At 52.1% G+C, this 26,401-nt stretch carries 22 protein-coding genes and 3 tRNA genes; 11 read left to right on the forward strand and 14 right to left on the reverse strand.

What is annotated here, in order from left to right:
- The first annotated feature begins 62 nt into the window (after window positions 1-62).
- Together kdsB and ACYVBJ_RS07925 are read left to right on the forward strand one after the other, a co-directional pair.
- The gene (kdsB, locus tag ACYVBJ_RS07920) at window positions 63-815 is read left to right on the forward strand and encodes a 3-deoxy-manno-octulosonate cytidylyltransferase (protein ID WP_460981755.1); all 753 of its coding nucleotides are present in this window, start codon (window positions 63-65) and stop codon (window positions 813-815) included.
- 180 nt (window positions 816-995) lie between these two features.
- Window positions 996-2,600, forward strand: a complete 1,605-nt coding sequence (locus ACYVBJ_RS07925; RefSeq protein WP_460981756.1) for a serine hydrolase domain-containing protein — start codon at window positions 996-998, stop codon at window positions 2,598-2,600.
- A 108-nt stretch (window positions 2,601-2,708) separates the two neighbouring features.
- Here the strand turns inward: ACYVBJ_RS07925 and ACYVBJ_RS07930 are convergent, their stop codons facing one another.
- The 6 genes from ACYVBJ_RS07930 to ACYVBJ_RS07955 form a co-directional block, all read right to left on the reverse strand.
- A complete protein-coding gene (locus ACYVBJ_RS07930; protein WP_460982127.1) occupies window positions 2,709-3,701 on the reverse strand; it encodes a ribonuclease Z in 993 nt (330 codons plus the stop codon).
- Window positions 3,688-4,077 (reverse strand): STAS domain-containing protein, encoded by a 390-nt coding sequence (locus tag ACYVBJ_RS07935; RefSeq protein WP_460981757.1) that lies wholly within the window; start codon window positions 4,075-4,077, stop codon window positions 3,688-3,690. Before ACYVBJ_RS07935 ends, ACYVBJ_RS07930 begins: the two co-directional genes overlap by 14 nt.
- Window positions 4,078-4,160: 83 nt before the next feature.
- Complete coding sequence (locus ACYVBJ_RS07940; RefSeq protein WP_460981758.1) at window positions 4,161-5,093, reverse strand: phosphoribosylaminoimidazolesuccinocarboxamide synthase; 933 nt, start codon at window positions 5,091-5,093, stop codon at window positions 4,161-4,163.
- Window positions 5,094-5,188: 95 nt separating this feature from the next.
- Window positions 5,189-6,364 carry an acetyl-CoA C-acyltransferase gene (locus tag ACYVBJ_RS07945; protein ID WP_460981759.1) on the reverse strand — a complete coding sequence of 392 codons (1,176 nt, stop codon included), beginning with the start codon at window positions 6,362-6,364 and terminating at the stop codon, window positions 5,189-5,191.
- 23 nt (window positions 6,365-6,387) lie between these two features.
- A complete protein-coding gene (locus ACYVBJ_RS07950) occupies window positions 6,388-7,080 on the reverse strand; it encodes a tetratricopeptide repeat protein (RefSeq protein WP_460981760.1) in 693 nt (230 codons plus the stop codon).
- Window positions 7,081-7,131: 51 nt separating this feature from the next.
- Entirely contained in the window at window positions 7,132-8,094 is a 963-nt protein-coding gene (locus ACYVBJ_RS07955) for a vWA domain-containing protein (protein WP_460981761.1), read from the reverse strand.
- A 166-nt stretch (window positions 8,095-8,260) separates the two neighbouring features.
- Here ACYVBJ_RS07955 and ACYVBJ_RS07960 point away from each other — a divergent pair.
- From ACYVBJ_RS07960 to ACYVBJ_RS07970, 3 genes are all read left to right on the forward strand, one after another.
- A tRNA-Ser gene (locus tag ACYVBJ_RS07960) sits at window positions 8,261-8,347 on the forward strand.
- An 89-nt stretch (window positions 8,348-8,436) separates the two neighbouring features.
- Window positions 8,437-8,510 (forward strand) — tRNA-Pro (locus ACYVBJ_RS07965).
- 416 nt (window positions 8,511-8,926) lie between these two features.
- Window positions 8,927-9,244, forward strand: a complete 318-nt coding sequence (locus ACYVBJ_RS07970; protein ID WP_460981762.1) for a hypothetical protein — start codon at window positions 8,927-8,929, stop codon at window positions 9,242-9,244.
- A gap of 182 nt (window positions 9,245-9,426) precedes the next feature.
- Here ACYVBJ_RS07970 and ACYVBJ_RS07975 read toward each other — a convergent pair whose 3' ends face one another.
- The gene (locus tag ACYVBJ_RS07975) at window positions 9,427-9,759 is read right to left on the reverse strand and encodes a hypothetical protein (protein ID WP_460981763.1); all 333 of its coding nucleotides are present in this window, start codon (window positions 9,757-9,759) and stop codon (window positions 9,427-9,429) included.
- A gap of 248 nt (window positions 9,760-10,007) precedes the next feature.
- Here ACYVBJ_RS07975 and ACYVBJ_RS07980 point away from each other — a divergent pair.
- The 5 genes from ACYVBJ_RS07980 (at window position 10,008) to ACYVBJ_RS08000 (ending at window position 18,078) form a co-directional block, all read left to right on the forward strand.
- Window positions 10,008-10,081: transfer RNA gene (locus ACYVBJ_RS07980), tRNA-Arg, on the forward strand.
- 486 nt (window positions 10,082-10,567) lie between these two features.
- The gene (locus ACYVBJ_RS07985) at window positions 10,568-12,271 is read left to right on the forward strand and encodes a class I SAM-dependent DNA methyltransferase (RefSeq protein WP_460981764.1); all 1,704 of its coding nucleotides are present in this window, start codon (window positions 10,568-10,570) and stop codon (window positions 12,269-12,271) included.
- Window positions 12,261-13,595: a restriction endonuclease subunit S gene (locus ACYVBJ_RS07990; protein WP_460981765.1), complete on the forward strand. Its 1,335-nt coding sequence runs from the start codon at window positions 12,261-12,263 to the stop codon at window positions 13,593-13,595. Before ACYVBJ_RS07985 ends, ACYVBJ_RS07990 begins: the two co-directional genes overlap by 11 nt.
- A gap of 24 nt (window positions 13,596-13,619) precedes the next feature.
- Complete coding sequence (locus ACYVBJ_RS07995) at window positions 13,620-16,784, forward strand: type I restriction endonuclease subunit R (protein WP_460981766.1); 3,165 nt, start codon at window positions 13,620-13,622, stop codon at window positions 16,782-16,784.
- Between the two features lie 445 nt (window positions 16,785-17,229).
- Window positions 17,230-18,078, forward strand: a complete 849-nt coding sequence (locus ACYVBJ_RS08000; RefSeq protein ID WP_460981767.1) for an SMP-30/gluconolactonase/LRE family protein — start codon at window positions 17,230-17,232, stop codon at window positions 18,076-18,078.
- 268 nt (window positions 18,079-18,346) lie between these two features.
- Here ACYVBJ_RS08000 and ACYVBJ_RS08005 read toward each other — a convergent pair whose 3' ends face one another.
- From ACYVBJ_RS08005 to nirB, 7 genes are all read right to left on the reverse strand, one after another.
- Window positions 18,347-18,754, reverse strand: coding sequence for a response regulator (locus ACYVBJ_RS08005; protein ID WP_460981768.1), 408 nt, complete (start codon window positions 18,752-18,754; stop codon window positions 18,347-18,349).
- 166 nt (window positions 18,755-18,920) lie between these two features.
- Window positions 18,921-19,292, reverse strand: coding sequence for a hypothetical protein (locus ACYVBJ_RS08010; protein ID WP_460981769.1), 372 nt, complete (start codon window positions 19,290-19,292; stop codon window positions 18,921-18,923).
- 166 nt (window positions 19,293-19,458) lie between these two features.
- A complete protein-coding gene (locus tag ACYVBJ_RS08015) occupies window positions 19,459-19,674 on the reverse strand; it encodes a hypothetical protein (protein WP_460981770.1) in 216 nt (71 codons plus the stop codon).
- A 348-nt stretch (window positions 19,675-20,022) separates the two neighbouring features.
- Complete coding sequence (locus ACYVBJ_RS08020) at window positions 20,023-20,691, reverse strand: response regulator (RefSeq protein WP_460981771.1); 669 nt, start codon at window positions 20,689-20,691, stop codon at window positions 20,023-20,025.
- A 2-nt stretch (window positions 20,692-20,693) separates the two neighbouring features.
- The gene (locus ACYVBJ_RS08025) at window positions 20,694-22,181 is read right to left on the reverse strand and encodes an ATP-binding protein (RefSeq protein WP_460981772.1); all 1,488 of its coding nucleotides are present in this window, start codon (window positions 22,179-22,181) and stop codon (window positions 20,694-20,696) included.
- A 95-nt stretch (window positions 22,182-22,276) separates the two neighbouring features.
- The gene (gene nirD / locus ACYVBJ_RS08030; RefSeq protein WP_460981773.1) at window positions 22,277-22,636 is read right to left on the reverse strand and encodes a nitrite reductase small subunit NirD; all 360 of its coding nucleotides are present in this window, start codon (window positions 22,634-22,636) and stop codon (window positions 22,277-22,279) included.
- A 38-nt stretch (window positions 22,637-22,674) separates the two neighbouring features.
- Window positions 22,675-25,221 (reverse strand): nitrite reductase large subunit NirB, encoded by a 2,547-nt coding sequence (gene nirB / locus ACYVBJ_RS08035; protein WP_460981774.1) that lies wholly within the window; start codon window positions 25,219-25,221, stop codon window positions 22,675-22,677.
- A 277-nt stretch (window positions 25,222-25,498) separates the two neighbouring features.
- Between nirB and cobA the strand changes: the two genes are divergently transcribed.
- Window positions 25,499-26,260, forward strand: a complete 762-nt coding sequence (gene cobA / locus ACYVBJ_RS08040) for a uroporphyrinogen-III C-methyltransferase (protein ID WP_460981775.1) — start codon at window positions 25,499-25,501, stop codon at window positions 26,258-26,260.
- The last annotated feature ends 141 nt before the right edge of the window (window positions 26,261-26,401 follow it).

Consider the following 26,401-nt stretch of genomic DNA (forward strand, 5'->3'; position numbering starts at 1 on the left):
CTTCACTTGTTCGTAATCTCATGCCTGCGGGTGCGAGAGTACGGCTAAAGATCAACGACACCATGTTTATTGGCATCATCCCCGCCCGGTACGGCTCAACGCGTTTTCCGGGTAAACCCCTGGCCATGATCAATGGCAAACCCATGATTCAACTCGTTTGGGAACAGGCAAGCCAGGCTCAGTCATTAACCCGCTTAGCCGTAGCCACTGACGACCAGCGGATTGTAGACGCAGTTCAGGCCTTTGGCGGAACGGCCGTGATAACCGGCGCCGACCACGCCAGTGGCACCGACCGCTGTTGGGAGGCTTTTCAGTTGCTGCAATCCGAATTAGGCGAAACGGATCAGACCGCTGCTTACGTAGTTAACATTCAGGGCGACGAGCCATTCATCGACCCGAATCAGATTGACGAGTTGACGGCGATTCTGGATGGCAAGGTACAGATTGCTACCCAATGCACGGGCGTAGAGTCGGCGGCTATGCTGCATAGTTATGAGGAAGTGAAAATTGCGCTCACAACCAACAAAGAGGCTTTGTACTTCAGCCGTGAGCCGATTCCGCATCTGCGCGGGATTGACCGAGAGCAGTGGCATACTCAGTATCCATACTATCGGCACGTCGGACTATATGCGTACCGCGCCGACATTCTCGAACAGATCAGTCAGTTACCGCCCTCGCCTTTAGAGAAAGCCGAATCGTTAGAGCAGTTACGCTGGCTCGAAGCGGGTTTTAAAGTTAACGTAGTGTCGACTCAATATATCAGCCCCAGCGTTGACTGGCCCGATGATATCGATAACCTGCCGACGATTGATTAGTCAATCGGGATTTAACTGATTTTAAGTGATGTATCTGATTCACTTTCACTGAGAGCGTTGGCTCATTAAATAAATCAGTTCATATCAGTTAAATCCCGGTTCTGACGTAGTATAAACCTATAAGTGCCTTCTTTGACAAGATAAAGGCACTCGATATACCGCAACCGCTTTTTCATCCCTATGAACCTTAACCGCAGAGACTTCCTCCGGCACCTGGGCTTCGGCGCAGTGGGCCTTAGCATCGCTACCAGCTTCAATAATATTGCTTTAGCCTCGCCGACGCGTTCGTTTAAACTGCCCCGTAGTTTGCCGGAGGCTCAGGGTGTATCGCCATCGGGGCTGCTGAACTTTGTCAATGCGGTTGAGAAGAATAAGCTCAACCTGCATAGTGTCATGGTGCTTCGCCATGGGCAGGTAGTGGCCGAAGGCTGGTGGGCACCTTATGCCCCACAACTCAAGCATACGCTGTATTCACTCAGTAAGAGCTTTACGTCGACAGCTGTAGGCCTGGCCGTTGCCGAAGGCAAACTGACGGTAGAGGATAAAGTAGTTAAGTTCTTTCCATCCGAACTGCCCGCGACGGTTAGCGAAAACCTGGCCGCGATGCGTGTCAAAGACTTGCTGACCATGTCGACGGGTCATGATAAGGACTCGACCCCTGCCGTACGGGGTAATAACAACAAGGACTGGGTAAACGCATTTCTGGCGCAGCCCGTTGAACACAAACCCGGAACGCATTTTGTGTACAACAGCGGAGCGACCTACATGCTGTCGGCCATCGTTCAGAAGTTGACCGGACAAACGGTGCTGGCCTACCTCAAACCTCGCCTGTTCGATCCGCTGGGCATCGAAGGCGCGGACTGGGAGGTTGATCCGAAAGGCGTTAATACTGGTGGCTGGGGACTGCGGGTACGTACCGAAGACATCGCGAAATTTGGTCAGTTATACCTGCAAAAAGGCATGTGGAATGGCAAGCGCCTGATACCGGAGGGCTGGATTAACGACGCTACGCAGAAGCAGGTACAGTCAGCCGGAGGCAAGCGTAAAGCCGAAGAAAACGACTGGCTGCAGGGCTACGGCTATCAGTTCTGGCGATGCCGGAATGATGCCTACCGGGGCGATGGAGCTTACGGCCAGTACTGCATTGTGATTCCTAAGCAGGATATGGTTGTCGCCATTACTTCGGAAACGGGCGATATGCAGGCCATTCTGGACGAGGTGTGGAACAACATCCTGCCAGCCGCTCAAGGCAGTAGAAAACCGGATAAGACAGCGCAGGCTGAGTTAAAACAGAAGTTAACTTCGCTGACACTACCGCCACCCATGATGCAGTCAACATCACCCGTTGCTGCGCAGGTAAGCGGTAAAGTGTTCAGCATCGACGATAACCCATCGAAGGTTAAATCGGCAGTGCTCACGTTCGGCAAGGACGGGTGCATCTTTAAGATGCAGGACGATAAGGGAGATCACCAGGTGACCTGTGGCATCAACCGCTGGGTCGATGGCGAAACTACGTTCCCCACGACGCCCCTAAAATTAGTGGCGACTCCGGTGCCCGGCGAAACAAAAACGAAAGTGGCGGGTAGCGGTACCTGGAGCGACGCCAATACGTTTGTCATGACCTGGCGGTTCATTGAAACGGCTCACTACGATACCATTACGTGCAAATACGGCTCCGACGACGTTGAGATAAGTTTTCAGAACAGCTTATCCAGGCTGACCGGCGCAAAAGACCAGCGACCACCGCTACACGGTAAACTTCAGGCCGTATCGCAGAAAGGGTAATAAACCAGATGAGCCAGCTTCACCGAAGCTGGCTCATCTGGTTTATTGTTGGGGTAAGATTACTGAGGCATAACCCCGTCACGGCAGGGCTATGCCTCAGCAGAATGTCTAAACATTGATAGTCTTTCCTTCTTCGGCCAGATAAGTTTCTGGAAACACCGCGCGAGCTTCGTCCAGGAACGAGTCGAATTGCTTGTAGCGGGATGAGAAATGGCCGATCAGCAGTCGCCCAACCTGAGCTTTAGCGGCAATGGTTGCGGCCTGTTGGGCAGTGGAGTGGTATACTTCAGTCGCCCGCTGAGCATTATCCTCCAGAAAAGTAGCTTCGTGATACAGCAGATCGACGCCCTGCAACTGGGGCACCAGCTCTTCTACGTAACGCGTATCCGAACAATAAGCATAGGAGCGGGGAGCAGGCCCCGGTTCCGTGTATTCCGCTGCTGCGTAGAGAATCCGTCCGTCGGCATCGACTATATCATGCCCTTCCTTCAACTGTTTCAGATACTGTACAGGTACATCGGCCGGAAGCTTTTCACGTAACAGATGCGGTTTATGCGGCTTTTCGCGGAACAGATAGCCCGTGCAATCAATCCGGTGCTGAAGCGGAATCGACTCAACTGTTACCTGAGAATGGTCGAGCAGCAAAGTTGGCTGCGCCGGGTCAACAACCTGAAAATGCAGATTGTAACCCAGCCGTGAATCGGACACCCGGAAGATGGTCGTCAAGACTTCATCCAGTCCGCGTGGCCCGAACAGGTATAAATCTTCGGTGCGCCCCCCCAGGTTCAGCGTAGACAGGAGAGGTGCCAGACCAAAGTAATGGTCGCCATGCAGGTGGCTGATAAAAATATAACGTAAGCGGCCGGGCCTGATTTTTTGCTCGATCAACCGCAGCTGCGTGCCTTCGCCACAGTCGATGAGCATATAATCATTCCCCACAAGCAGCAACTGTGCCGTTGGATGCAGCCGCAACGTGGGCGTAGCGGACCCGGCACCCAGAATCGTGAGAGCAAACGGCAAATGTGCCGGTCGTGGGTGTTCTGATACCTGACTGGTCACTGACTCAGGTTTAGTCGCGGCCGATGCTTCATCCGGCGTCATATTGGTCGTCCTCACTCCGAAAATCGTTCTCTAATTCATTCATGAAGACGGCGTCAATGGCTTCTTCCACGGTAGGCAGAATGGTCAGGTCGCTAATGCCCGCTTTATCGAGATCCTCGATCAGCGCATCGTCTTTCGTTACCAGCACCAGCAAACCCACTTCATTCGTGCACTGCCGGTTTACTTTCCGGATAACCATGATGCCTGCACTGTCTACGGATTGAACCGGTGCCATATCCACAATAATATTGCTGTACCCCTCCCGAAACAGCACGCGGCTCAACGTTTCGAAATCAGTGGATACATCCCCCTCAAAAGCGCTTTCGGCCAGACGGATCAAGGCATATTGTTCGTTTTTTTCAATGGTGTAATTCATAGCAACGGCCAATCTATAAGGAATACTCTGAAATGAGAAATGTTGTTTGACGGTATTCCCCGGTTGTGTGGTTTAGTAACGTATTAACGAATTGCCCCCAGAATATTGGCTTCGATCCGGGAAACGGGGTCAGCATCCTCGGCGGCCTGAAACGGTTGACCCGTAACGGTCTCAAACAGTTCGATATAGCGGGTCGTAATTTGAGCGACCCATTCATCCGACATTGATGGAACGGCCTGGCCTGTTTTACCCTGAAACCCGTTTGCGATAAGCCATTCCCGCACAAATTCTTTGGATAATTGTTTCTGCGGCTGATTCGCCTGTAGATTGGCCTGGTACGTATCCGCGTAAAAATAGCGCGACGAATCGGGCGTGTGTACCTCGTCGATCAGGTAGACCTTACCGTCCAGATTGCCGAACTCGTACTTCGTATCAACCAGTATCAGTCCCCGTTCGGCGGCCATTGCCGTTCCCCGCTCGAACAAGGCTAACGCGTAACGTTCCAGTTGGACGTAATCGCTTTCACTGACAATACCCCGGCTTAAAATCTCTTCCCGACTAATGTCTTCGTCGTGGCCCTCGTGGGCTTTGGTCGACGGCGTAATGATGGGCGTTGGAAACCGGTCATTTTCGCGTAAGCCTTCCGGCAGGGCGACTCCACACAAGGTACGATGCCCATCGCGGTACTGACGCCAGGCGTGCCCTGCCAAATAGCCCCGAACCACCATTTCTACGGCATACGGTTCGCATTTCAGGCCAATGCTCACATTCGGATCGGGTACGTTGAGCAGCCAGTTTGGCACGATGTCGGCAGTTGCTTTCAGGAAGTAAGCCGCTGTTTGGTTCAGCACCTGCCCTTTGAACGGAATCGGGCGGGGTAATACGACATCAAAGGCTGAGATTCGATCCGACGCGATCATCACGAGTTTATCGGGAAAGGAATAAACGTCGCGAACCTTACCGCGGTAAAAGGCCGTCTGGCCGGGAAACTGGAAGTTGGTTTCTTGAATGGGCACAGTTTTAGTTATCAGGTTTCTCGTTTATGCACGAGCTGGATGGAAGATTAGCTTCCATCCAGCTCGTTAAATCGCCAATCCTTTGACGGAAGGCGTTACAGTTTTTCAAGGATCAGCGCCGATGCGCCCCCGCCACCATTACAGATACCAACGGCTCCGTAGCGACCACCGTGCTGCTGCAATACGTTGGTCAGCGTAGTCACAATGCGGGCGCCCGAAGCACCCAGCGGGTGACCGATGGATACCGCTCCTCCCAACACATTGAGTTTGTCCTGGGGTACGTTCAGGAGTTCACTAAACGCCAGGGGCACTACGGAAAAGGCTTCGTTTACCTCAAAATAATCAATATCGTCGGTGGTTAAACCGGCGCGTTCGAGGGCCAAAGGTACAGCTTTCGTCGGAGCCGTTGTAAACCACTGGGGTTCCTGTTCGGCATCGGCATAGGCTAAAATACGGGCCAGGGGCTTCAGGCCAAGTTCATCAGCTTTTTTCTGGCTCATGATTACCAGCGCCGAAGCACCGTCGCTGATTGGCGACGAACTGGCAGGAGTCACCGTACCACCAGACGTAAAAGCGGCTTTGAGCGTTGGAATCTTGTCGTAAATCACGTTTTTGTATTCCTCGTCTTCGCTAACCGTTACGCTGCCTTTCCGACCGGCCACCTCAACCGGCACAATCTCAGCGCTGAAGGTGCCGTTCTGCGTGCTGGCTTCCGCCCGGCGGTACGACTGAACCGTGTAGGCATCCTGCGCTTCGCGGCTGATGGCGTATTTCTCGGCCGTTTTATCAGCAAAAACGCCCATCGCGCACTGATCATACACGTCAACGAGACCATCGCGGGCAAGGCCGTCAACTAACTCAGCGTTGCCGTATTTATAGCCAAAACGAGCTTTTGGTACGTAATATGGCGTATTCGACATGCTTTCCATGCCACCCGCTACGATCACATCAGCCTGACCCAGTTGAATTGTCTGAGCGGCCAGCATGATGGCTTTGGTACCGGATGCGCACACTTTGTTGATGGTTGTGCAGGGAACATTAGCCGGAATGCCGGCTTTCAATGCAGCCTGTTTGGCCGGAGCCTGACCGACATTGGCCGATACGACATTACCCATGTATACTTCCTGCACCTGATCGGGTTGTACGCCCGCCCGGCCAAGAGCCCCTTTAATGGCAGCCGCGCCGAGTTCGGTGGCCGATAACGTTGATAATACGCCACCAAAGCCACCAATCGGTGTCCGGACAGCAGAAACAATTACGACTTCATTCATGATTAAGTGTTGATGTAACGTGTTTACCAGCGATTGCCTTCCGGAGCTGGTTTCGTTGAGCGCCGGGCCGCCCGCGTCAGCGCATACGGCAGATCGTCGTTCTGCATTGCGTCGAGGAGTTGTAATGCCTGTTCTTCGCTCAGGTTTAACCGCTTGAACCGACGTAGCAGCTCGTCCTGACGCTCGGATCGTTCCACCTGCTGCCCACCCGCCGGCTGGGGTTTATTCACCTCGTTTGGCTGATTGGTGTTGGGCTTCTGACGCGACTTCTTCTGGGGAGTTTTGCCCGAGTAGAACTTCTTTATTAACTCAAAATTGTACCGTGCGGGTTCATTATCGGGGTTTTCCAGGAGGGCTTGTTCAAATAAAGACAAAGCAACGGCGCTGTCGCCTTCCAGACAGGCCAGTACGCCCAGCTGCGTAGCGGCTCCGGTGCGTAAATCCGGTCGATCGGAGCGAAGCAAGGTTTCGTACTGAGGCTTTGCCTGGCTGTAACGACGTAGTTTGAAATACGTATGACCGAGGTTTAACCGTACGGCTGGATCAATCGTGGTTGTAGTCTGACTTAAATACGCGTACAAACGTAACGCTTCGGCATAACGCCCGGCTTTGTAGGCGCGCTCGGCCTGTTGCCGGGCCTGATTATTCCGTGAAATCTGGTTTACCGGCAGTGGATCAGTCCAGAACAGCCAGGCGAAAATGAACAGATAGATCATACAGTACTAACGTTCGACCGGCCAAAAATAAGACGAAACCCTGAGATGAACTTACAACCGAAAGGTTCGGATGGTAATAACCAGATCAAGGACCAGCAGGAATAAAGCCGCCAGCAGAAAATAATAATACTTATTCGTCGAAACGGCTACGCGGTTCTGGTCGGTGACTCGTCCATGCAGCGATCGTAAGATACCCGCCAGCTCGTTAACGTAATGGCCGTCGGCATCGGCCTCAATGTACTGACCCCGTCCGTCGCGGGCAAGTTCCTGCATAAATACCCGGTTGAGTCGGCTCCGGACAATCTGCCGATCGGCATCGCGCACGAAGTCGCGGCCTTCACGAATGGAGGAACCGGCTTCGGTACCCACGCCAACCGTAATGAGTGGCACGCCAAACGTGCGCAAACGGGCCAGTTCCGTGCGATCGCAGGACGTGAAATTCTCGCCATCGCTGAACAAAACAATCGCTCTGACACTCTGGTGAGTCGATGAGTCGGTAAGGAGTTTCTGACGGGCTAACTCGATGGCACTGCACAAATCCGTGCCGCCCGTTGGAGAAACGCTCGTGTGCACCTCGCGCATGAATTGTTTGAGTGCATCGTGATCGGTGGTTAACGGCGAAAGAACAAACGACTCCGATGAAGCCAGAATCAGGCCGAACCGATCGGTGGGTAACGTATCGCAGAGTTGTTGTACGTCGTATTTAACCCGTTCCAGCCGCGTCGGTACGACATCGCCCGCATCCATCGACCGCGAAATGTCGACAATCAGAAACGCATCCCGGCCAGTTGCGATTAGATCACTGCTCGCTTCTCCGAACGACGGACCCAGCAGGGCAATGATCAGCAGGGTAAGGTAACTACTCCGTAAAAAGAACTTCGGCACCACGCCCCAGGCCGACGTATTTAGCTGACGAGCCAGCCAAAATGTGCGCCAGATGTAGAAACCATACAGGCAGATGAAAATAATTATAAAAAAAAGTTCGCTCCTCGAAAATGGGTATAACCAGCTCATTTGAATTCGTAATCAGGCTGATGCGACGCTAATCGCGTACCGGAACTGCCGTCGGAAAGGGGCGAAATTAGCGATTGTGAAAAGATTTTCTGGCTTACCTCTTGCTGAAAAGATAGAATCACTCTATCTTTGTGTCCCAATCGTTCGGAAACGGATGGTTGAGCACGGAGAGATGCCTGAGAGGCCGAAAGGAACAGTTTGCTAAACTGTCGTACTGGTAACGGTACCGAGGGTTCGAATCCCTCTCTCTCCGCGGAGAAATTAATTGTAAAGTCAGAGCGTTATAAAGTTGTATGCCTATTAAGCCCTCAACTAAAAAGCTTTAGGACTTTCAATCACCTTCGGGGTGTAGCGTAGCCCGGTATCGCGCCTGCTTTGGGAGCAGGAGGTCGTAGGTTCGAATCCTGCCACCCCGACACACTAGTCAAGCACTTATCAGCAATGGTAAGTGCTTTTTTTTGTGGTCCCCCGTTCAGATAGTTCGTCTGTTACCCCTTGGCCAGTACGTCTCTGCATGTCTGAGTCAACGCAGTGGTACAGGCTGCCGGGTTCTACGCTTTGTCTATTTACCGCTGGGATTGGGTTCAATGGAGACCCATTTGTTGGAGGCAGTGCGCGATAGAGTTGGTGCTGTGAGTATAATTTGTATATCTCACGGGTTACTTCTGGCATTTACTGGCGTCAGTAAACCAGGTAACGAACTGATTCAGATTAGATGATTATTGGTTGCTAAGTTGGTGTTTTATGTCTTTTAGACAATTTTTTCCCGATATAAATCTATACACTCTTTCTGTACGTATATACCTTGAAAGTAACCGTAACAGTAATTAATATGGGCCGCGCACTCATAACAAAGACAATACCTTCTTCATCCCGCAACCAGTGGGTAGACGCCGTTGATGCGTTCAATCAGTCCTATTATCAGCTCGTTAGCGCCTATCTGAGTCAGGGAGAAAATCCAGTAGGGCTGTGTTCGAGTAAGCAGTTGTTAGCTCACATCTGGCAAATGGAAACCCAGTTAGAAACTTTACTGGCAGATGCTGATCGGTTAAAAGGGGCAGAGGGCTTAGCCGCTCATGCTGATAGTTTAAATAAACTTACCCTGCAGGCTCAACTGATGCTTCAGCTAACGAGTCAACCGGCTTGTTAACGAAACCGGGATACTATCCACACATTTTCTGGGTAGACAAACAGGAATAAAGTATAAGCGGACTGATCAAAAAATGCTGCTGGCTGTCGGAGGCTCGTTGAACTGAACTGGGATTATCTGTCACTACGTTGCCTGATACGTACAGGACTGGCGTTAACGAGCGCGTTGACTGCTTAGTCTGGCTACTCATGTGTGCCAACTATACCTGGGAATTCCGGGGCCGTTTCTATCGGTTCCAGCTTTGCTACGGACACAATCAGGGTTGCCAGGGCTTCTTTCGTAACGTCGTTGATCGTTAGGACCCAGTCCGTTGACAGCACCCGATGCGTTTTGTGGTGAATTGGGTTGCCGACGGCGTTATTTTTCTCCCCTTTCCGCGAACGGGTTACGTTAATGGCGTCCCCTTCTTTAAAGGAAGGAACGAAACTAAAATAGCCATCCGCTAGTACAGATCCTTCTTTATCCGCTGAGCCAGGCTCGTAAAAAATCACTTTCAGGTCAGAATCCTTGGCCATGGTACTTGTTGTAGGCTTGGTAGTGTATACTGCTAACTGCCACCGGCAAGCAAATGTTACGTAGTGCAGCCAGAGTTTGGCTAGAAGAGTGCTTTACGAGTGTGAAGCAGACGGAATCGCAGCGCCCAAACATCAATTTAAAAACGCTTATTTTGTAAAATACTCCCAATCGGCGTACTTTTGGGACATAGTTTATTCGACCTGTCACCTTCAGTACGTTGCTGGTATGGACGAGTAGGCATAAAACCGGTCCTGTAGCTCAGTTGGATAGAGCATCTGCCTTCTAAGCAGACGGTCAAGCGTTCGAGTCGCTTCGGGATCACGTTGATAATGAGCCGGTTAGCTTTGCTGCTGATCGGCTCTTTTGCGTTTGGTTTAAACGCTGGGTACAACAACGTATCGGTGTAATCGCTGCAAGTACTGTTGTTTGTTGGCTGATACGTATGCTGCAAACGGAGCCTGCTGCCTGATACGTTCGCAAAGGCGGGTAAGATCAGTGGTAGAAAGCTGATTATCCGTTCTTGTTCCTGTCTCCCTGCTCCACAAACAGCGCCCCCATACACCCCTTTTTTGCCTGCAATTTGCCCTCTCTGCTGGGTTTTGTATAAATATCACTAAAAGGCGAATTCTTAATGCCGGACGAGTGGTAGGCAGAGACACTAAAAGACTTTTTATACGTATTTACCCCAAAATCTTGTAAAAAGAAGGTTTTTATTCGCTTTCGGGTAAACAGCGAAAAGCGTGAATGAACTATCTTGTTGCCCTGTTTTCGTAAAATTTTCCTCAATTTTTCTGGTATTACATGATTATGCACGAGCAACAGTTTCTGAATGAGTTAGATAAGAAGCTGTGGAATGCCGCCGATAAGTTGCGGGCATCTATGGATGCCGCAAACTATAAACATATTGTCCTGGGTCTGATATTCCTGAAGTACGTTTCTGATGCGTCCGACGAGCGCCAGCAGGAGTTACGCGGCCGTTTCCTTAACGAAGCCGATGACTATTATCTGCCCCGCGACGATTACGAGTCTGACGAAGCCTACGAAGCGGCTATTGTGGAAGAACTGGAACTGCGCGACTACTACATAGAAAGCAATGTGTTCTGGGTGCCGCGTGAGGCTCGTTGGGAAACGCTGCGGAACTGCGCGGTACTGCCCGTTGGCGCTGATCTGCCCTGGAATAAGCCGGGTTCCGACGATCCGGAAAAGATGCGCTCGGTAAGCTGGTTGCTCGACAATGCGCTGGAAGCGATTGAGAAAGAAAATATACGGCTGAAAGGTATTCTGAACCGGATCAGCCAGTATCAGGTGGGTAATGATACGCTGATCGGGCTGATCAACTCGTTCTCCGATACGAGTTTTCATAACCCGGTGTACAAAGGCGAACGGCTCAACCTGAAATCGAAAGATATTCTGGGGCATGTGTACGAGTATTTTCTGGGTGAGTTTGCGCTGGCCGAAGGCAAAAAAGGCGGACAGTACTTTACGCCCAAATCCATTGTATCGCTGATTGTGGAGATGCTGGAACCGTACAAGGGCCGTATCTACGACCCGGCTATGGGGTCCGGCGGTTTTTTTGTGCAAAGCGAGAAGTTTATCGAGGAACACGGCGGAGACACAAAGAATGTATCCGTCTACGGACAGGAATACAACCCGACGACCTGGCGACTGGCGGCTATGAACATGGCGATCCGGGGCATTGAGTTTGACTTTGGCAAGCGTAACGCCGATAGTTTTACGGACGACCAGCACCCCGATTTACGGGCGGATTTTGTTATGGCAAACCCGCCGTTCAACATCAAAGAATGGTGGAGCGCGAAGCTGGAAAACGACCCGCGCTGGCAGTACGGTACGCCCCCACAGGGCAACGCCAACTACGGCTGGATACAGCACATGCTGTATCACCTCGCTCCGGCGGGCAGCATGGCGCTGCTGCTGGCGAACGGCTCCATGAGTTCCAACACGAACAACGAAGGCGAAATCCGTAAGGCGCTGATTGAAGCTGATCTGGTGGAGTGTATGGTGGCCCTGCCGGGACAGTTGTTTACCAATACGCAGATACCCGCCTGTATCTGGTTCCTGACCAAAAACAAGTCGGAGTCGCGTTCAACAGCGCATACCGGCAAGCGAAACCGGGAAGGCGAAGTGCTGTTTATCGACGCCCGTAAGCTGGGCTACATGAAAGACCGCGTCCTGCGCGACTTCACCACGGCCGACACACGCCAGGTTGCCGATACGTTCCACAACTGGCAGAAAGGCGGCCCACGAGAGGACACCGACTACGCCGACCAGCCCGGCTTTTGCTACAGCGCGACGCTGGCCGACATCCGTAAGCATGATTACGTTTTAACGCCCGGCCGCTACGTCGGTGCCACCGAAGTAGAAGACGATGGTATTCCATTTGCTACAAAAATGGCCGAACTTACTGCCAAGCTCGGCGAGCAGTTCCGACAAAGTGCCGTACTGGAAGGACAGATTACGATTAATTTGAAAGGGCTGGGATATGAATGGTGAGTGGCAAGTTTGTTCGCTTAGAGAAATTAACATTACACTTATAGACTGCGATCATAGAACTCCTCCTGCTGCTAGTTCTGGGTATCCTTATGTAGCGATTCCACAAGTCAAAGACGGAAGAATCAACCTGTCAGATACTCGGCTTATTAGCGAAGAACACTTCGCTGACTGGACTAAAAAGGCAAATCCTCAACCGTTTGATGTAGTTCTTTCACGCCGTTGTAACCCAGGAGAATCAGCATTCGTTGAGCCGAATATGAAGTTCGCTCTTGGGCAAAACTTGGTTTTGCTTCGTTCTGATGGTCAGAAGCTACATAAACCGTTCTTACGCTGGCTAGTTCGGGGACCGGAATGGTGGGGGCAGGTTGAAAGGTTTATAAATGTTGGTGCAGTGTTTAATAGCTTAAAATGTGCTGACATTCCAAAGTTTGAGCTTACAATTCCACCGTTGAAGGAACAGCGCCGTATAGCATATATCCTCAGTACGCTTGACGATAAAATCGAACTCAACCGCCAGATAAACCAGACGCTGGAAGCGATGGCGCAGGCGTTGTTTAAGAGTTGGTTTGTTGATTTTGAGCCCGTAAAGGCAAAAATAGCCGCTATTGAAACCGGCGAAGACCCAACCCGTGCCGCTATGCGGACGATTTCGGGTAAGACGGACGAGGAGTTAGACGCTTTTAAAGCCGCCGACCTCGACGCTTATTCACAACTTCATGCTACGGCCAGTCTGTTTCCTGATGAGCTTGAAGAATCAGAATTAGGACATGTGCCCAAGGGGTGGGAAGTTGGGAAGTTAGAGGATTTACTCGTTCTACAGCGTGGTTTTGATTTACCAAGTCAAGAGCGCGAAGACGGAGTTTATCCTATAATAGCTGCAAGTGGCCCATCAGGATTTCATTCAAAATACATGGTTAAAGCACCTGGGGTAGTAACTGGACGGTCAGGAGTTTTAGGTAAAGTTTTTCTTGTCTTAGAGGATTATTGGCCTTTGAATACTTCACTTTGGGTGAAGCAATTTAAGAAAGCTAGTCCACATTTTGCTTATTACATACTTAAACAAATTGATTTCAAAATCTTTAACGCTGGGTCTGCTGTTCCTTCGCTTAATAGGAATCACGTTCATTGTTTGGCACAGTTACTTCCAGATAACAAGTCAATGTCCCTTTTTGAATCAATTGTATCTGAATACCATAAAAAGATAAAAAATAACGAAATCGAATCCCAATCACTTGCAAATCTTCGTGATACATTACTGCCCAAACTTTTATCTGGTGAAATTCTCGTTGGTGAAGCCGAAAACGAAGTTTTAGCTTTAGCATAATTTTTAGCCTCCACACCGTACTACATGCTTAACGAAGATCAACTAGAACAGCTTTGTCTTGGCTGGTTTGAAGAAACGGGCTGGTCGGTTGCTCACGGTCCCAATATTGCCCCCGATGGTGAAACGCCAAAACGGGCTTATTACACGGAGGTTGTGCTGAAACGGCCTTTGCAGGAGGCTCTTGAACGACTTAATCCGCATTTGCCCTCGTCGGCGATTGAACAGGCGATGGCCGTTCTGCTGAAACCGGAAAGCCTCGATCTGCAGCAGAACAACCGCGCGTTTCATCGGCTGCTGCTCAACGGTGTGCCGGTCGAGTATCGGCAAGATGATGACGTTCGGCAGGATCACGCGCTACTTGTTGATTTTCAGAAACCGGAGAAGAATCAGTTCTTGGTCGTTAATCAGTTTACGATTCAAGGCCGCAAACAACTGCGTCGACCTGATGTGGTATGTTTTCTAAACGGCCTGCCGGTTGCCCTGCTCGAACTCAAAAGTCCCAAAGACGAAGCCACCGACATCTGGGACGCTTACAATCAGCTGCAGACGTATAAGGACGAGCTACCCGATCTGTTCGCCTACAACGAAGCCCTGGTCATCAGCGATGGCTTCACGGCCCGCGTCGGCTCCTTAACCGCCGATCAGGAACGGTTTTTACCCTGGCGGACGGTCAGCGACGAAGACGACAAGCCTTTACTCGACTGGCAGCTGGAAACGATGGTACGCGGCTTTTTTGAGCCGCAACGTTTACTCGACTACTTACGCTATTTTATCCTGTTCGAGAACAACGACGGTCAGCTGATCAAGAAAATTGCGGGCTATCACCAGTTCCACGCTGTTCGTGAAGCCGTGCAGGCCACCATCGTAGCGGCCGAAGAACTGAATTTTGTCGGTGTGGCCGAACGACGCGCTACCTACGGGCAAGCCATTGAAGCGGGTAGCAAAAAGGCCGGGGTCGTGTGGCATACGCAGGGATCGGGCAAGAGCATCAGCATGTGCTGTTATGCCGGGATGCTCCTGCAACAGCCCGAAATGAAAAACCCAACCCTGCTGGTCGTGACCGACCGCAACGACCTCGACGGGCAGTTGTTTCAGACGTTTTCTGCCGCTCAGGAGTTGTTGAAACAAGCGCCGGTGCAGGCCGATGACCGCGATGAACTACGTCGACTGCTGGCCGAACGCGAATCGGGCGGCATCATCTTCACGACCGTTCAGAAGTTCGCCCTGCTGGCCGACGAAGACACGCACCCGGTACTGAACGACCGGCACAACATCGTGGTCATATCGGACGAAGCCCACCGCAGCCAGTACGGATTCAAAGCCAAGCTGGACACCAAAACCGGCGAGTACAAATACGGCTACGCCAAACACCTGCGCGACGCCCTGCCCTGGGCTACGTTCATCGGCTTTACCGGTACGCCCATTGAAGCCACCGACCGCGACACCCGCGCTGTGTTCGGCGACTACGTATCGATCTACGATATACAGGATGCCGTAGACGATGGCGCTACGGTGCCGATCTACTACGAATCGCGGCTGGCTAAAATCGACATCAACTATGCCGAAATTGAGCAACTCAGCGAGCAGGTCGACGAGGTGGTAGAAGACGAAGAAGACGCAGCGAACCGCGAAAAAACCAAAAGCGAGTGGAGCCGGCTGGAAAAACTGGTTGGGGCCAGTCCACGCGTTAAGCAGGTAGCCGAAGATATTGTCGCCCATTTCGACGCCCGGCAGGCCGTTATGGAAGGCAAGGGCATGATTGTGTGCATGAGCCGGGACATCTGCGTTCAACTCTACGACGCGCTGGTTGCCCTGCGCCCCGAATGGCATGATACAGACCCGGAAAAAGGCGCGATCAAGGTAGTGATGACGGGTTCGGCTTCCGATAAAGCCTTATTACAACCGCATCTGTACAGTAAGCAAACAAAGAAGCGCCTGGAGAAACGGTTCAAAGACACCAAAGACCGGTTCAAACTCGTGATTGTGCGGGATATGTGGTTAACGGGTTTCGACGCGCCCAGTTGCCACACGATGTACATTGACAAGCCCATGAAGGGGCATAACCTGATGCAGGCCATTGCGCGCGTGAACCGGGTGTTCAGGAACAAGCCGGGCGGGCTGGTTGTCGATTATATTGGTATTGCTACGGAGCTGAAAGAAGCGTTAAAGACCTATACTGAATCGAAGGGTAAAGGCGAGCCTACGCACCACGCCGAAGAAGCTTATAGTGTACTGGTTGAAAAGATGGACATCATTCGGGGTATGTTCAGCACACCCGTTGATGGGCATACGATTGATCTGACCGGTTATGAGCAGCACGCGCTTAAACTGCTGGTTCCGGCGGCTAACCACATACTGGCCCTGCCCGATGGCAAGAAGCGTTTTCTGGACGTAGTACTTGCCGCTACAAAAGCATTTGCCTTGTGTGGTACGCTAGATGAGGCAGAAGCCGTGCGTTTGGAGCTGGCTTTCTATTCAGCTGTAAAAGCCGCTATCAGCAAGTATACCAACGTCGACCGTAAACGCACACTGGCAGATAAGAACTCAACCTTAAAGCTGATTCTGGACAATGCCGTAGTGCCGCAGGGGGTTGATGATATTTTCGCCCTGGCGGGTATCAACAAGCCCAACATCAGCCTGCTATCGGACGAGTTTCTGAGCGATATACGGAAGACGCCCTACCGCAATCTGGCCGTTGAACTTTTAGAAAAACTTCTGAACGATACAATCAGGTCCAAGACGCGAAACAACGTCGTACAGGAGCGTAAGTTTTCCGAACGTCTGCAGGCGACCCTCCGCAATTACAACAACCGGGCTATTGAATCGGCGCAGGTTATTGAACTGCTGATCGAGATGGCGAAGGATTTCAGGCAGGCCATTGACCGCGAAGAAGCGCTTAACCTGTCGCCGGATGAGGTTGCTTTCTACGATGCCCTGGCCAACAACGAAAGCGCCGTCCGCGAACTGACCGACGATACGTTGAAGGCCCTGGCGCGGGAACTGACCGTTAAGCTTCGGGCCTCAACAACGGTAGACTGGCAGGTACGGGAGAGCGTCAGGGCAAGACTACGGATTCTGGTACGGCGCACGTTGCAGAAGTACAAATACCCGCCCGAAAAGTCAGACGAAGCGATAAAGCTCGTGTTGGAGCAAGCCGAAGCGTTAAGTAATGGCTGGAGTAGTACGTAGTGTGCATGAAGAATTGTGTCAGACAAAGTAGTAGCCCATCTTCCCCGACAGGCGCGTATTCCTGTTGGGCAACAGGCCGACAATTGCGTGGATTTGGTTAAGGTCTGGGCAAATAGCTAAACCTATTCATCGGCAACCAAGGCATACGATGAGCAGGTACTGAACAGACTGGCATCGTTTGCTTCTGATGCTGAGAATCTGCGGACATTTTTTGAATGGAAGAATACTACAGGGGACAAGTTGACAATGAAGAAGACCGGCAGTTTGGCAGCTGATAACCTCACTCACACGCCCGTTATTCAGGGATCGGCCCTCTGATACCAAATGCGCTAACAAGCCATAAACGCGCAAACAGGGGCTGATTCAAGCGCAATTGATTATCTTGCCCACGCCTTAGGATAGGCACCAGTGTCTTGTTTTCTAGTTGCGCTTAAATAAAAAAATCATGAGAACATCTGTTGTACTTTTAGTAGGAAGTGTATTGGCAGGTCTGTCTTTCGGGGTCCGGGCACAGTCTGTCACGTTGCAGCCCGTATGGGAAACCGATACGACCCTGCGCACGCCTGAATGCGTATTGGTCGATTCCCGGAATAAAGTTTTGTACGTCGCCTGCATCAATGGCAACCCAACGCTGGAGAACAAAGGCAGCTACATTGCTAAACTGGACCTGAACGGCAAGGTGACCAAGCTGAAGTTTACCGACAACCTGAATTCTACAAAGGGGATGGGGCTGTTCGGGAACAAACTCTATGTTACCGAAATGACGCAGGTCGCCGAAATAGACCTGGCTACCGGCAAAATCCTGAATCGCTATCCTGTGCAGGGCGCTAAATTCCTCAATGATATTGCCGTTGACAGCCAGAAAGGCGTGATCTACGTCACCGACTCGAACGACAGTAAAATCTGGGCCCTGACCAATGGTAAGATGGATCTTGTGCTAGAAGGCGCCCCACTCAAAGGCACCAATGGGCTGCTGTTCGAAAACAACCAATTGCTGATTGGCAACGGAGATGGGTCGCTGCTAAGCCTCAACCCCGCAACGAAGCAACTGAGCACGATCGCCAAGGGCATGGGTGGTATTGATGGCATTGTGGCCCTGGGCGATAAGCAATACCTGGTAACGGAATGGGGCGGAAAGATTTGGCATATTCGTGCCGACGGCACGCCGGAATTGAAGCTGGATACGTCTTCACAGAAAATCAATTCGGCTGATATCGGCTATGATCCATCCACCAAACTGTTGTTTGTGCCTACTTTTTTCCATAATACCGTAAAAGCGTACTCGCTCAAGTGAGTTGCTGACGGGTTTCTTCAGAACGACCTGATACCGGCTTACCAAGTTACCGGCCGAGTTTTGCCGAAATCAGTACGTAGCAGCAGGACCAACCGGTTTTACGATCGTATTGGACAACTGACGTAACGCCTTTGCTAGCCAGCAAAGGCGTTACGTTGTGTTTATAAATTCCGTATCGTACGTACACTACGTAGCTGCAGCCTTCAACGGGGCAGCATAACGACAGCCGCTGCGTATGGTCAGGTGCTGTCCTGCTCGTCAGGCAGCATCAGGTGCGTTGCCCAACGGTAGGCAGACGCACTAGGCCGAACCAGTATTGGCACAAAGTGCGGACCTGCTCCAGGGTGTCTTGTTTGAAAATAACGGAGTTAGCCCCAGCCTCATACAACCGGATAGTCTCATCGTCAGATATGGAGCCGGTCCAGACAATGATCGGTATATAACGCCAGGCTACCGAATCGCGAATCCGCTGCACTAATTCTTCGCCGTTTACGACCGGCATGCGGGCGTCAATCATGATGAGGTCCGGTGAAGGCCCCGATTGCATCTGCTGGAAGAGTCCCTCTGCGTCGTTAATGTGCGTTAGGTTAACCGTTTGTGTACATTCTTTAATTCGGGTAGCCAGCAAGAGGAAGTCATCTTCATCATCATCTACCATTATCAAGTTGTATTCCATACGATGCGCTATTGAGGTCAGCAAAAGTACAGTGCGCTATAGTAAAACCGCCCTTATTTGCTGAATAGCGCGGTTTTACTTATTCTATGAACGTATCAGGGTTGGTGCGGTCAGCTCAGGAAGTTTATTTACTACGGTTCAGGCCAGCTGAGCATGCCGAAGCATCTTACTGCTCAGGCGGAAAGGTTAGAGTGCCTGTGTCGCCGACGGGCTGTAATACAGCAATGCCGATACCGGACGTGTCACCTGCGGAGTTGGGCGTCTGCCCGTTGCGGAGAAACGTAATTACGTCCTGCTCAGCAGCGAACCCGTACTGATCGGCTACTGTCCGGCCCTGTAGCCAGGTCGGGTCGATGGCGGAGTCGGCGGCTTGCTGCGGGAAAATAAGCAGGTTTACAACAGTGAAGTCTTTAGATCGGGCCATTACGTCCAGGTACTCCGATTCACTTGCCTGTGTATGCCGTTTCGTGTTCAGAATCGTGAAATAATTTCCTTCATCTTCCGTATTGTGAAGGAGCCATTCGTAGATTGTTTCCATGTTGTTCAGATTGCCTGCATTAATAACCCATACGGTTCTGTAGTGTTATGGGCAGCGAAGAAAACAGGACGTCAAGCCGTTGCCGTAGTAAACTTCAAAGCGTAGTGTCAAGCAAAGCGTAGATCAGACAGGGCGGGAGAGACCTGGTCTGGGAGTGGTAAACCGGTTAGCCCAGCTGGTTTTCAATGTCCCGATATAGCCTAACTGCCGACATGACGGCAACATCCTGATTCTTAGCGATCCAAAGGACTGTATCGACAATCAGGTAAGCGTCCGGGTGACCCTGATAAATTCGCCAGACGGCATAGGCATCAGCATACTCATGGCCGGTCTGATGGGCTATGCGGACTAATTGCTCTATATCTGAGGGCAGTGGATTCATGGCACAATCCATTAAAGATACAGGCCACGCATTTATAATCAGTGGAGGTAACTGCTCGCCGGGGTTCCTGGGTGCTTCCATAACATACTGTTTTACAGAATATTATGTTAGCAAAAACAGTACCAATCAAACAAATTCGAAACCCATGTACCTATGATTGCGAAGGAGTAACTTTTGACCTTTCAATGTTACTTATTGATCGTGAATATAACCGTTGACTATACCGTCTAATCAATTATAATACGGTAAAAAATAATATGAAAAAGTTGGCACGGGCGTCAGCGTAACAGGCCGACAGGTAGTGCGTTGGCCACCGATATTCGTTGCGACGAACAGAAAAAAAATTGTTCAGTCTTTTTTTTCGCGGAGGGCCAGCCGCACCAGTTCAACGGTATTTTTAACCCCGGCTTTCCGGATGATACTCGCTCGTTGATTGGCGACGGTGTTGGGGCTGACATCGAAGCGTTCGGCGATCTCGCGGTTGCTCATGCCTTCGGTCAGGCAGGTGAGGATCTGAGCCTCCCGCGTGGTGATTTTGTGCCAGATCGATCCTGAACTGACCGAGGTCTGCTCATCGCCGGTGAGGGTGTTGCTGGGCGAAATAAAGTGCTTGATGATGATTGACGACGCCCCCGGCGGGTAGTACAGTTCGCCCGTAGCGACCATACGTACCGCCTGCAAAATCTCTTCTTCGCGCGTATCTTTCAGCAGGTACCCGGCGGCACCGCTCCGAACGGCACTCAGAATATAGTCGGGGTTGTTGTGCATGCTGAAAATCAGGGTGCGTACTTTGCTGTACTGCTGCGATACTACTTTAGCCACTTCGAGGCCCGACATGCGCGGCATGGTAATGTCGAGCAGCATAACGTCGGGTTTACTGCTCGCAATGAGTTCGATGGCTTCGTCCCCATCCGTCGCTTCCCCCACGATCTGAATATCGTTTTCGTCTTCGAGTAAGGTTCGGATTCCTTTTCTTACTACGGAGTGGTCGTCGGCAATCAGCAGTCGTATGGTCATAATTAGTTGGCGGAAAAATCAGATACGGTCAGTCTGACCATTACTTTGGTGCCCTTGCGGAGTTTCGAGCTTATCGTAAAGTCGCCCTGCAACAGGCGGGCGCGGGTGCGCATGTTTTCAAGCCCGTGACTTACCGACAGCCGCTGCGCCTGGCCGGGATTCGAAATCGTAAAGCCTTTGCCATCGTCTTCCACCGTTAGGGTTAGTTTTGCTTTCGTACGTTCGAGCCTGATCCGAATGGTTTGCGCATCCGCGTATTTAAGGGCATTGTTGAGCGCTTCCTGGGCGATGCGGTATAAACCGATTTCGACGAGTGGACTGAGCCGTTTTTCGGAACCGGAGCCTTCAAAGATAATCCGGCTCGTTGCTGAATCGGCCGTTTGTTCGGCCAGGAGCTGCAGCGTAGCATCCAGGCCGAAATCGCCCAAGACCGAGGGCATGATGTTATGCGAAATCTGGCGGGTGGTCTGGATAATGTTCTGGATTAAGCCGCACAGCTCTTCGAACCGCTTTCGTTGTTTCTCATCGGGCAAGGGGCTTTTTTTGAGCTTCTCGGCCATGAGCTTGAGGCCCGTCAGCATCTGCCCGATGCCATCGTGGAGTTCGCGGGCGAACCGCCGACGTTCGTCTTCCTGACCTTCGATCAATGCTGCCGAGCGGACCATGTCTTCCGCCCGCTGCAGCTGGTATTTCTCGGCCGTTGTGCGCAGCAGTTCTTCCTGCGTCTGCAGTAATTTACGATTCGCGGCCTCCAGGTCAAGATTCGCGCCTTCCAGCCGACTGTTGGCCAGTTGCAGGGCTTCTTCGGATTCGGCCAGCTTCCGAATGACCTGCTGGGTCCGCCGAACTACCGGTCGGAAAATCAGGAAGCCTTCGATCAGTAAGGTCAGCAACGTAGCGGAGCCCAATAGCCACTCAATCTGCTCGAGGTGCCTGACACGGGCGAAGCTTTCGGCATCGAATCGAAAGACGATGTCGTTCATTTGCTGCAGGTAGGCGGGCTCCTGCTCCAGAATAACCCGCAGGGCGCTTTGCTGCTGGGCGGGCGTACTACGGGCGTCGTTCAAGCGGACAAAACTCGCGTAGATGGCCTGGTAAACCGGCTGAATCTGCCGAAACATCGCGTCGAGCTGTTCGCTTTTCCGTACAACGTACGTTTGTTCCATCACCAGCGCCCCGTGCTGCAATTGCCGATGATTGGTATTCCACGCATTCAGCAACGAGTCGAAAGAAACCTGATCGGCCGAGGGTAGGCCCGTACTGCGCAAAAGGATAAGCTTGGTCAGGCGCTGACTCAGCATCCGCTGGCGACCCGCTACGTTAAGCACGCGGCTATCGTCGTTCAGGTTATTGAGGGTGTGTTTGATGAACAGAAGCCCGCTGACGGTCAGCAGCGCAATTACGGTCAGGGCAATGACGTAAAAGCGCGTTAGTCGGCGGGCTACCTGCTGATCGAGTTGCTGCATATTCGGGTTTAGTTGGTCAATCATTGGCATTACGTAGGTATTTGCTACGCTGTCATCAGTAGAGTGGACTGAATGGCCACGAATGACAGCGTAGCAAATACCTACGTAATGACCACTATCTATTCCGTCAATCCAATATAAACGAACTCGTTTTTTACCAGTATGGGATACGTATTGATCCGGTACTCGCTGTCGGTTAAGCAGCTTCCGGTTTCCAGCGAAAACGTTTTTTTGTGAAACGGGCAGGCTACTTTCGGTTCATCGCCCTGGCTGCCGATCATGCCCCTGGCCAGCGCCATCTGCTGCCGATGTGGGCATTCGTTGTCGGTAGCGTACCATTTGTTCCGGCGGGTGTAGTGAAAGATGGCAATTTGCCGCCCCTCAATGAGCGCGCAGGCTCCCCCGTCGAGGGGCACATCCGATACGCGGCAGGCCGGGTACCACGTGATTTCTTCGGTATCAATGAGAATAGATTCCATGGGAATATAGGTTGTATGGGATTAAAGACAGGACTGGACTAACGCCACTCTTTCGCGCGTTTCTGGCTGCGCAGGGGCTCGAACTGTACCGACGGATCTTTATGCTGGGGCGCATTGATAAAATGAGCGAATCCCTGGCGTAATTGTGGGTTTTCGACCACTTCTTTCCATTCGCAGGCGTAGTTGTCGATCAGTCCCTGCATTTCGCGCTCCAGTTCTGCGGCAATGCCCAGCACATCATCGACGAGCACCGCTTTCAGGTAGGTCATGCCGCCTTCCATTTTGTTGAGCCAGGTAGCGGTGCGGGCGAGTGGATCGGCCGTTTTGATGTAGAACATCAGGAAGCGGTCAATCAACCGCAGGCAGGTCGCTTTGTCCACGTCCGATGCCAGCAGTTGAGCGTGCTGCGGTTTGGAGCCCCCATTGCCGCATACGTAGAGATTCCAGCCTTTTTCGGTGGCAATAATCCCGAAATCTTTGCTTTGGGCTTCGGCGCACTCCCGGATGCAGCCCGATACGCCCGATTTAAGTTTGTGCGGAGTCCGGATGCCTTTATACCGCTCTTCGACCTCCACGGCGAACGTAACGGAATCCTGAACGCCAAACCGGCACCAGGTCGAGCCCACGCAGCTTTTAACGGTACGTAACGCTTTGCCGTAGGCATGCCCACTCTCGAAACCGGCGGCAATCAGTTCTTCCCAGATGCTGGGCAGGTCGCTCAGGTGCGCACCGAACAAGTCGATTCGCTGTCCGCCGGTGATTTTCGTGTAGAGATCGTATTTTTTGGCGACCTGACCAATCACGATCAGCTTTTCGGGCGTTATCTCACCAGCGGGAATGCGGGGCACCACCGAGTACGTACCCCCCTTCTGGATATTCGCCAGAAACCGGTCGTTGGAGTCCTGAATGGTGGCCCGGTCTTTTTCAAGAATATTTTCGTTCCAGAGGCTGGCCAGCACAGAAGCAACGGCGGGTTTACAGACCTCGCAGCCGTCGCCTTTTCCAAACTGATTCAATACGCCCCCGTAGGTTTTCAGACCGTTGATCTTGACGAGGTCGAGCAGTTCCTGGCGGGAATAGTCGAAGTGTTCACAAATCACGTTGCGGACGTATTGGCCCTGTTGTTGGAGTACACCCTGGAGCAGGTCTTTAACCAGGGGGGTGCAGCCTCCGCAGCCGGTACAGGCTTTGGTGGCTTTTTTTATTCCATCGAGGGTGGTATGGCCATTATCGGTAATTTCGGTGCATAGGGCGGCTTTCGTTATGGCTTCGCAGGAGCAGATCAGCGCGTCGTCAGGCAGGCCCATCACGCCCCCACCGGATGAAGCTCCCCCGGTTTCAGCGCCCCGCAAACCGAGGATGAGGTCTTCGGGATCAGGCGGCAGGATGGTGTTGTTCTTACAGGTTTGCAGGAGCATATTATACTGCTCGGCCTCGCCCACCAACACCCCGCCCAGCAGCTGACTGCCGTCGGCCGTTACGTTGATTCGTTTGTAAACGCCTTTTGCTTTGTTTTCGTAGCAGATGGTGCGGCAGTCGGGACCCTCAGCAAAGGGATTGCCGAAGCTGGCTACGTCTACACCGATCAGCTTCAGCTTCGTCGACATGTCGAAGGGCTTAAACTCCTTTTCCTGACCAAGCAGTCGAGCCGCAACCACCCCGGCCATCTCGTAGCCAGGGGCCACGAGCCCGTAGATCATCTGATGCGCCAGGGCGCACTCGCCAATGGCGAAGATTGCCGGATCGGAGGTTTGCAGAAACTCGTTTACCACAATACCCCCGCGCGGGTGCGTGTCCAGTCCGGCGCGTTTGGCCAGTTCGTCGCGCGGACGAATACCAGCCGAAATAATGAGCATGTCGACGTCCAGCACGGACCCATCGGCAAACTGCATGCCTTCAATCGTGTCGTCGCCAAGGATGGCCTGGGTGTTTTTGGCGAGGTGAATGTTTAGTCCCAGCGATTCGAGTTTATGTTGCAGAATGTGTGAGCCTGCATCGTCGATCTGGCGGGGCATGAGCCGAGTTGCAAACTCAACCACGTGAGCCTCCTGCAGGCCCAGATCCAGCAACGCTTTGGCGGCTTCTAGTCCGAGCAGCCCTCCGCCCAGCACGGCTCCACGGCCTCCCGTATTACGTCGGATTTTGCGGGCGTACGATGCAATGTATTCCAGGTCTTCGATGGTCCGATAGACGAAAACCCCTTCTTTTTCAACGCCGGGAATCGTGGGTACAAAAGCCCCGGAGCCCGTCGCCAGCACCAGGTAGTCATAAGGTACCAGAAGACCGTGGTGCGAGCAGACCTCTTTGCGGTCTCGATCAATGGCAACCACCGGGTCGGAGAGGTGCAGCTGAATGCCCTGATCGGCGTACCAGTCGCTGGTGGCCAGGGCCAGATCGTCGGCCGTTTTTCCCGCAAAATACTCACTCAGGTGAACCCGGTCGTAAGCCACGCGGGGCTCTTCGCCGAAAACGGTCAGCGCAAACCGCTGCTCACCGTTTTGAAAGGCCATAAGTTTTTCGCAGAACTTATAACCGACCATGCCGTTGCCAATGACAACGACCCGCTTGTTTGTGTTTGTCAGCATAGTTACTTGTGACTATGTTAGTATAAAAACCCTGTTTTTTAATTGTAATAATCTAAGAAAATGCCCCCATCTATTAGATACTATTACGGTTCAAACTTAAACTGTTATTTGGTTAAATCCTAGTATTTAATTTGTTGTTAGTTAATTTTTAAAGCATAAATTATTGAAAAGGCTTGTTTTTTAGAATATGTGCTATACTTTTGAACCACAAATCAGCAGTAAAACTGATTTAAGTCAATAGTACATTATTAATAATCATCCTTAGTATAAAAGTACTATGAAGCCAAAGCTGACACTCGTGGGGGCGGGTCCGGGCGACGGTGAACTGATCACCCTGAAAGGGGTCAGAGCGCTCCAGCAAGCCGACGTAATTCTTTATGATGATCTGGCCAATGCCACCTTGCTTGACTTTGCGCCGGAACAGGCTGTGAAGAATTACGTCGGCAAGCGGGCGGGGCAACCGTCGGTCTCGCAGGACGAGATCAACCGGAGTATTGTCCGGCTAGCCCGTCGGTTTGGCCACGTAGTGCGGCTCAAAGGCGGTGACTCGTATGTATTCGGCCGGGGCTACGAAGAATATCTCTATGCCACGCAGCACGGCATCGACTGCGAGGTCATATCGGGGGTATCGAGCTGCATTTCGGTACCAGCCTCGCAGGGGATTCCGGTTACGTGCCGGGGCGTCAGCGAAAGCTTTTGGGTAATTACCGGCACCACGCAGCACGGCGAACTATCGGACGATATGCGCCTGGCGGTGCAGTCGAAAGCGACGGTGGTAGTGCTGATGGGTCTGAATAAACTAGAGGGAATATGTGCGATGTACAGCCAGTACGGCCGGGGGCATTTGCCGATGGCGGTTGTACAGAACGGGACGCGCACCAACGAACGGTGCGTGGTGGGTCAGGTCTGGGAAATGCCGCGTCTGATGGCCGAGCAGGGTGTGGGGGCACCCGCTGTACTGGTCATCGGCGAGGTGGTTGCGCTTCATCCGTCGTATACGATGGAATACTTACGCAGCCTACCCGTGGCTTACTCGTGAAAAAAGCCGATCCGGTGTGGGGGCACCTTTGGATCGGCTCAACAGGGTTGTCTATGTTTAACACAAACGCTTCAAAGAAAATGAAAAAAAGCGACTAACGCAACTTTGCTTCTCCGGTCGGGCGGGTAGAACAGGCCTCTG

The organism is Spirosoma fluminis (assembly GCF_054778895.1).

What these genes read in the sequence shown, in the direction of transcription:
- cobA (WP_460981775.1), top strand. Translation starts at nt 25,499, where the DNA reads ATGAAGCCAAAGCTGACACTCGTGGGGGCGGGTCCGGGCGACGGTGAA.
- ACYVBJ_RS07990 (WP_460981765.1), top strand. Translation starts at nt 12,261, where the DNA reads ATGAATGGTGAGTGGCAAGTTTGTTCGCTTAGAGAAATTAACATTACA.
- ACYVBJ_RS07995 (WP_460981766.1), top strand. Translation starts at nt 13,620, where the DNA reads ATGCTTAACGAAGATCAACTAGAACAGCTTTGTCTTGGCTGGTTTGAA.
- ACYVBJ_RS07970 (WP_460981762.1), top strand. Translation starts at nt 8,927, where the DNA reads ATGGGCCGCGCACTCATAACAAAGACAATACCTTCTTCATCCCGCAAC.
- ACYVBJ_RS07975 (WP_460981763.1), bottom strand. Translation starts at nt 9,759, where the DNA reads ATGGCCAAGGATTCTGACCTGAAAGTGATTTTTTACGAGCCTGGCTCA.
- ACYVBJ_RS08010 (WP_460981769.1), bottom strand. Translation starts at nt 19,292, where the DNA reads ATGGAAACAATCTACGAATGGCTCCTTCACAATACGGAAGATGAAGGA.
- ACYVBJ_RS08025 (WP_460981772.1), bottom strand. Translation starts at nt 22,181, where the DNA reads ATGATTGACCAACTAAACCCGAATATGCAGCAACTCGATCAGCAGGTA.
- kdsB (WP_460981755.1), top strand. Translation starts at nt 63, where the DNA reads ATGTTTATTGGCATCATCCCCGCCCGGTACGGCTCAACGCGTTTTCCG.
- nirD (WP_460981773.1), bottom strand. Translation starts at nt 22,636, where the DNA reads ATGGAATCTATTCTCATTGATACCGAAGAAATCACGTGGTACCCGGCC.
- ACYVBJ_RS08015 (WP_460981770.1), bottom strand. Translation starts at nt 19,674, where the DNA reads ATGAATCCACTGCCCTCAGATATAGAGCAATTAGTCCGCATAGCCCAT.
- nirB (WP_460981774.1), bottom strand. Translation starts at nt 25,221, where the DNA reads ATGCTGACAAACACAAACAAGCGGGTCGTTGTCATTGGCAACGGCATG.
- ACYVBJ_RS07925 (WP_460981756.1), top strand. Translation starts at nt 996, where the DNA reads ATGAACCTTAACCGCAGAGACTTCCTCCGGCACCTGGGCTTCGGCGCA.
- ACYVBJ_RS07955 (WP_460981761.1), bottom strand. Translation starts at nt 8,094, where the DNA reads ATGAGCTGGTTATACCCATTTTCGAGGAGCGAACTTTTTTTTATAATT.
- ACYVBJ_RS08000 (WP_460981767.1), top strand. Translation starts at nt 17,230, where the DNA reads ATGAGAACATCTGTTGTACTTTTAGTAGGAAGTGTATTGGCAGGTCTG.
- ACYVBJ_RS07950 (WP_460981760.1), bottom strand. Translation starts at nt 7,080, where the DNA reads ATGATCTATCTGTTCATTTTCGCCTGGCTGTTCTGGACTGATCCACTG.
- ACYVBJ_RS07985 (WP_460981764.1), top strand. Translation starts at nt 10,568, where the DNA reads ATGCACGAGCAACAGTTTCTGAATGAGTTAGATAAGAAGCTGTGGAAT.
- ACYVBJ_RS07945 (WP_460981759.1), bottom strand. Translation starts at nt 6,364, where the DNA reads ATGAATGAAGTCGTAATTGTTTCTGCTGTCCGGACACCGATTGGTGGC.
- ACYVBJ_RS07935 (WP_460981757.1), bottom strand. Translation starts at nt 4,077, where the DNA reads ATGAATTACACCATTGAAAAAAACGAACAATATGCCTTGATCCGTCTG.
- ACYVBJ_RS08005 (WP_460981768.1), bottom strand. Translation starts at nt 18,754, where the DNA reads ATGGAATACAACTTGATAATGGTAGATGATGATGAAGATGACTTCCTC.
- ACYVBJ_RS08020 (WP_460981771.1), bottom strand. Translation starts at nt 20,691, where the DNA reads ATGACCATACGACTGCTGATTGCCGACGACCACTCCGTAGTAAGAAAA.
- ACYVBJ_RS07930 (WP_460982127.1), bottom strand. Translation starts at nt 3,701, where the DNA reads ATGACGCCGGATGAAGCATCGGCCGCGACTAAACCTGAGTCAGTGACC.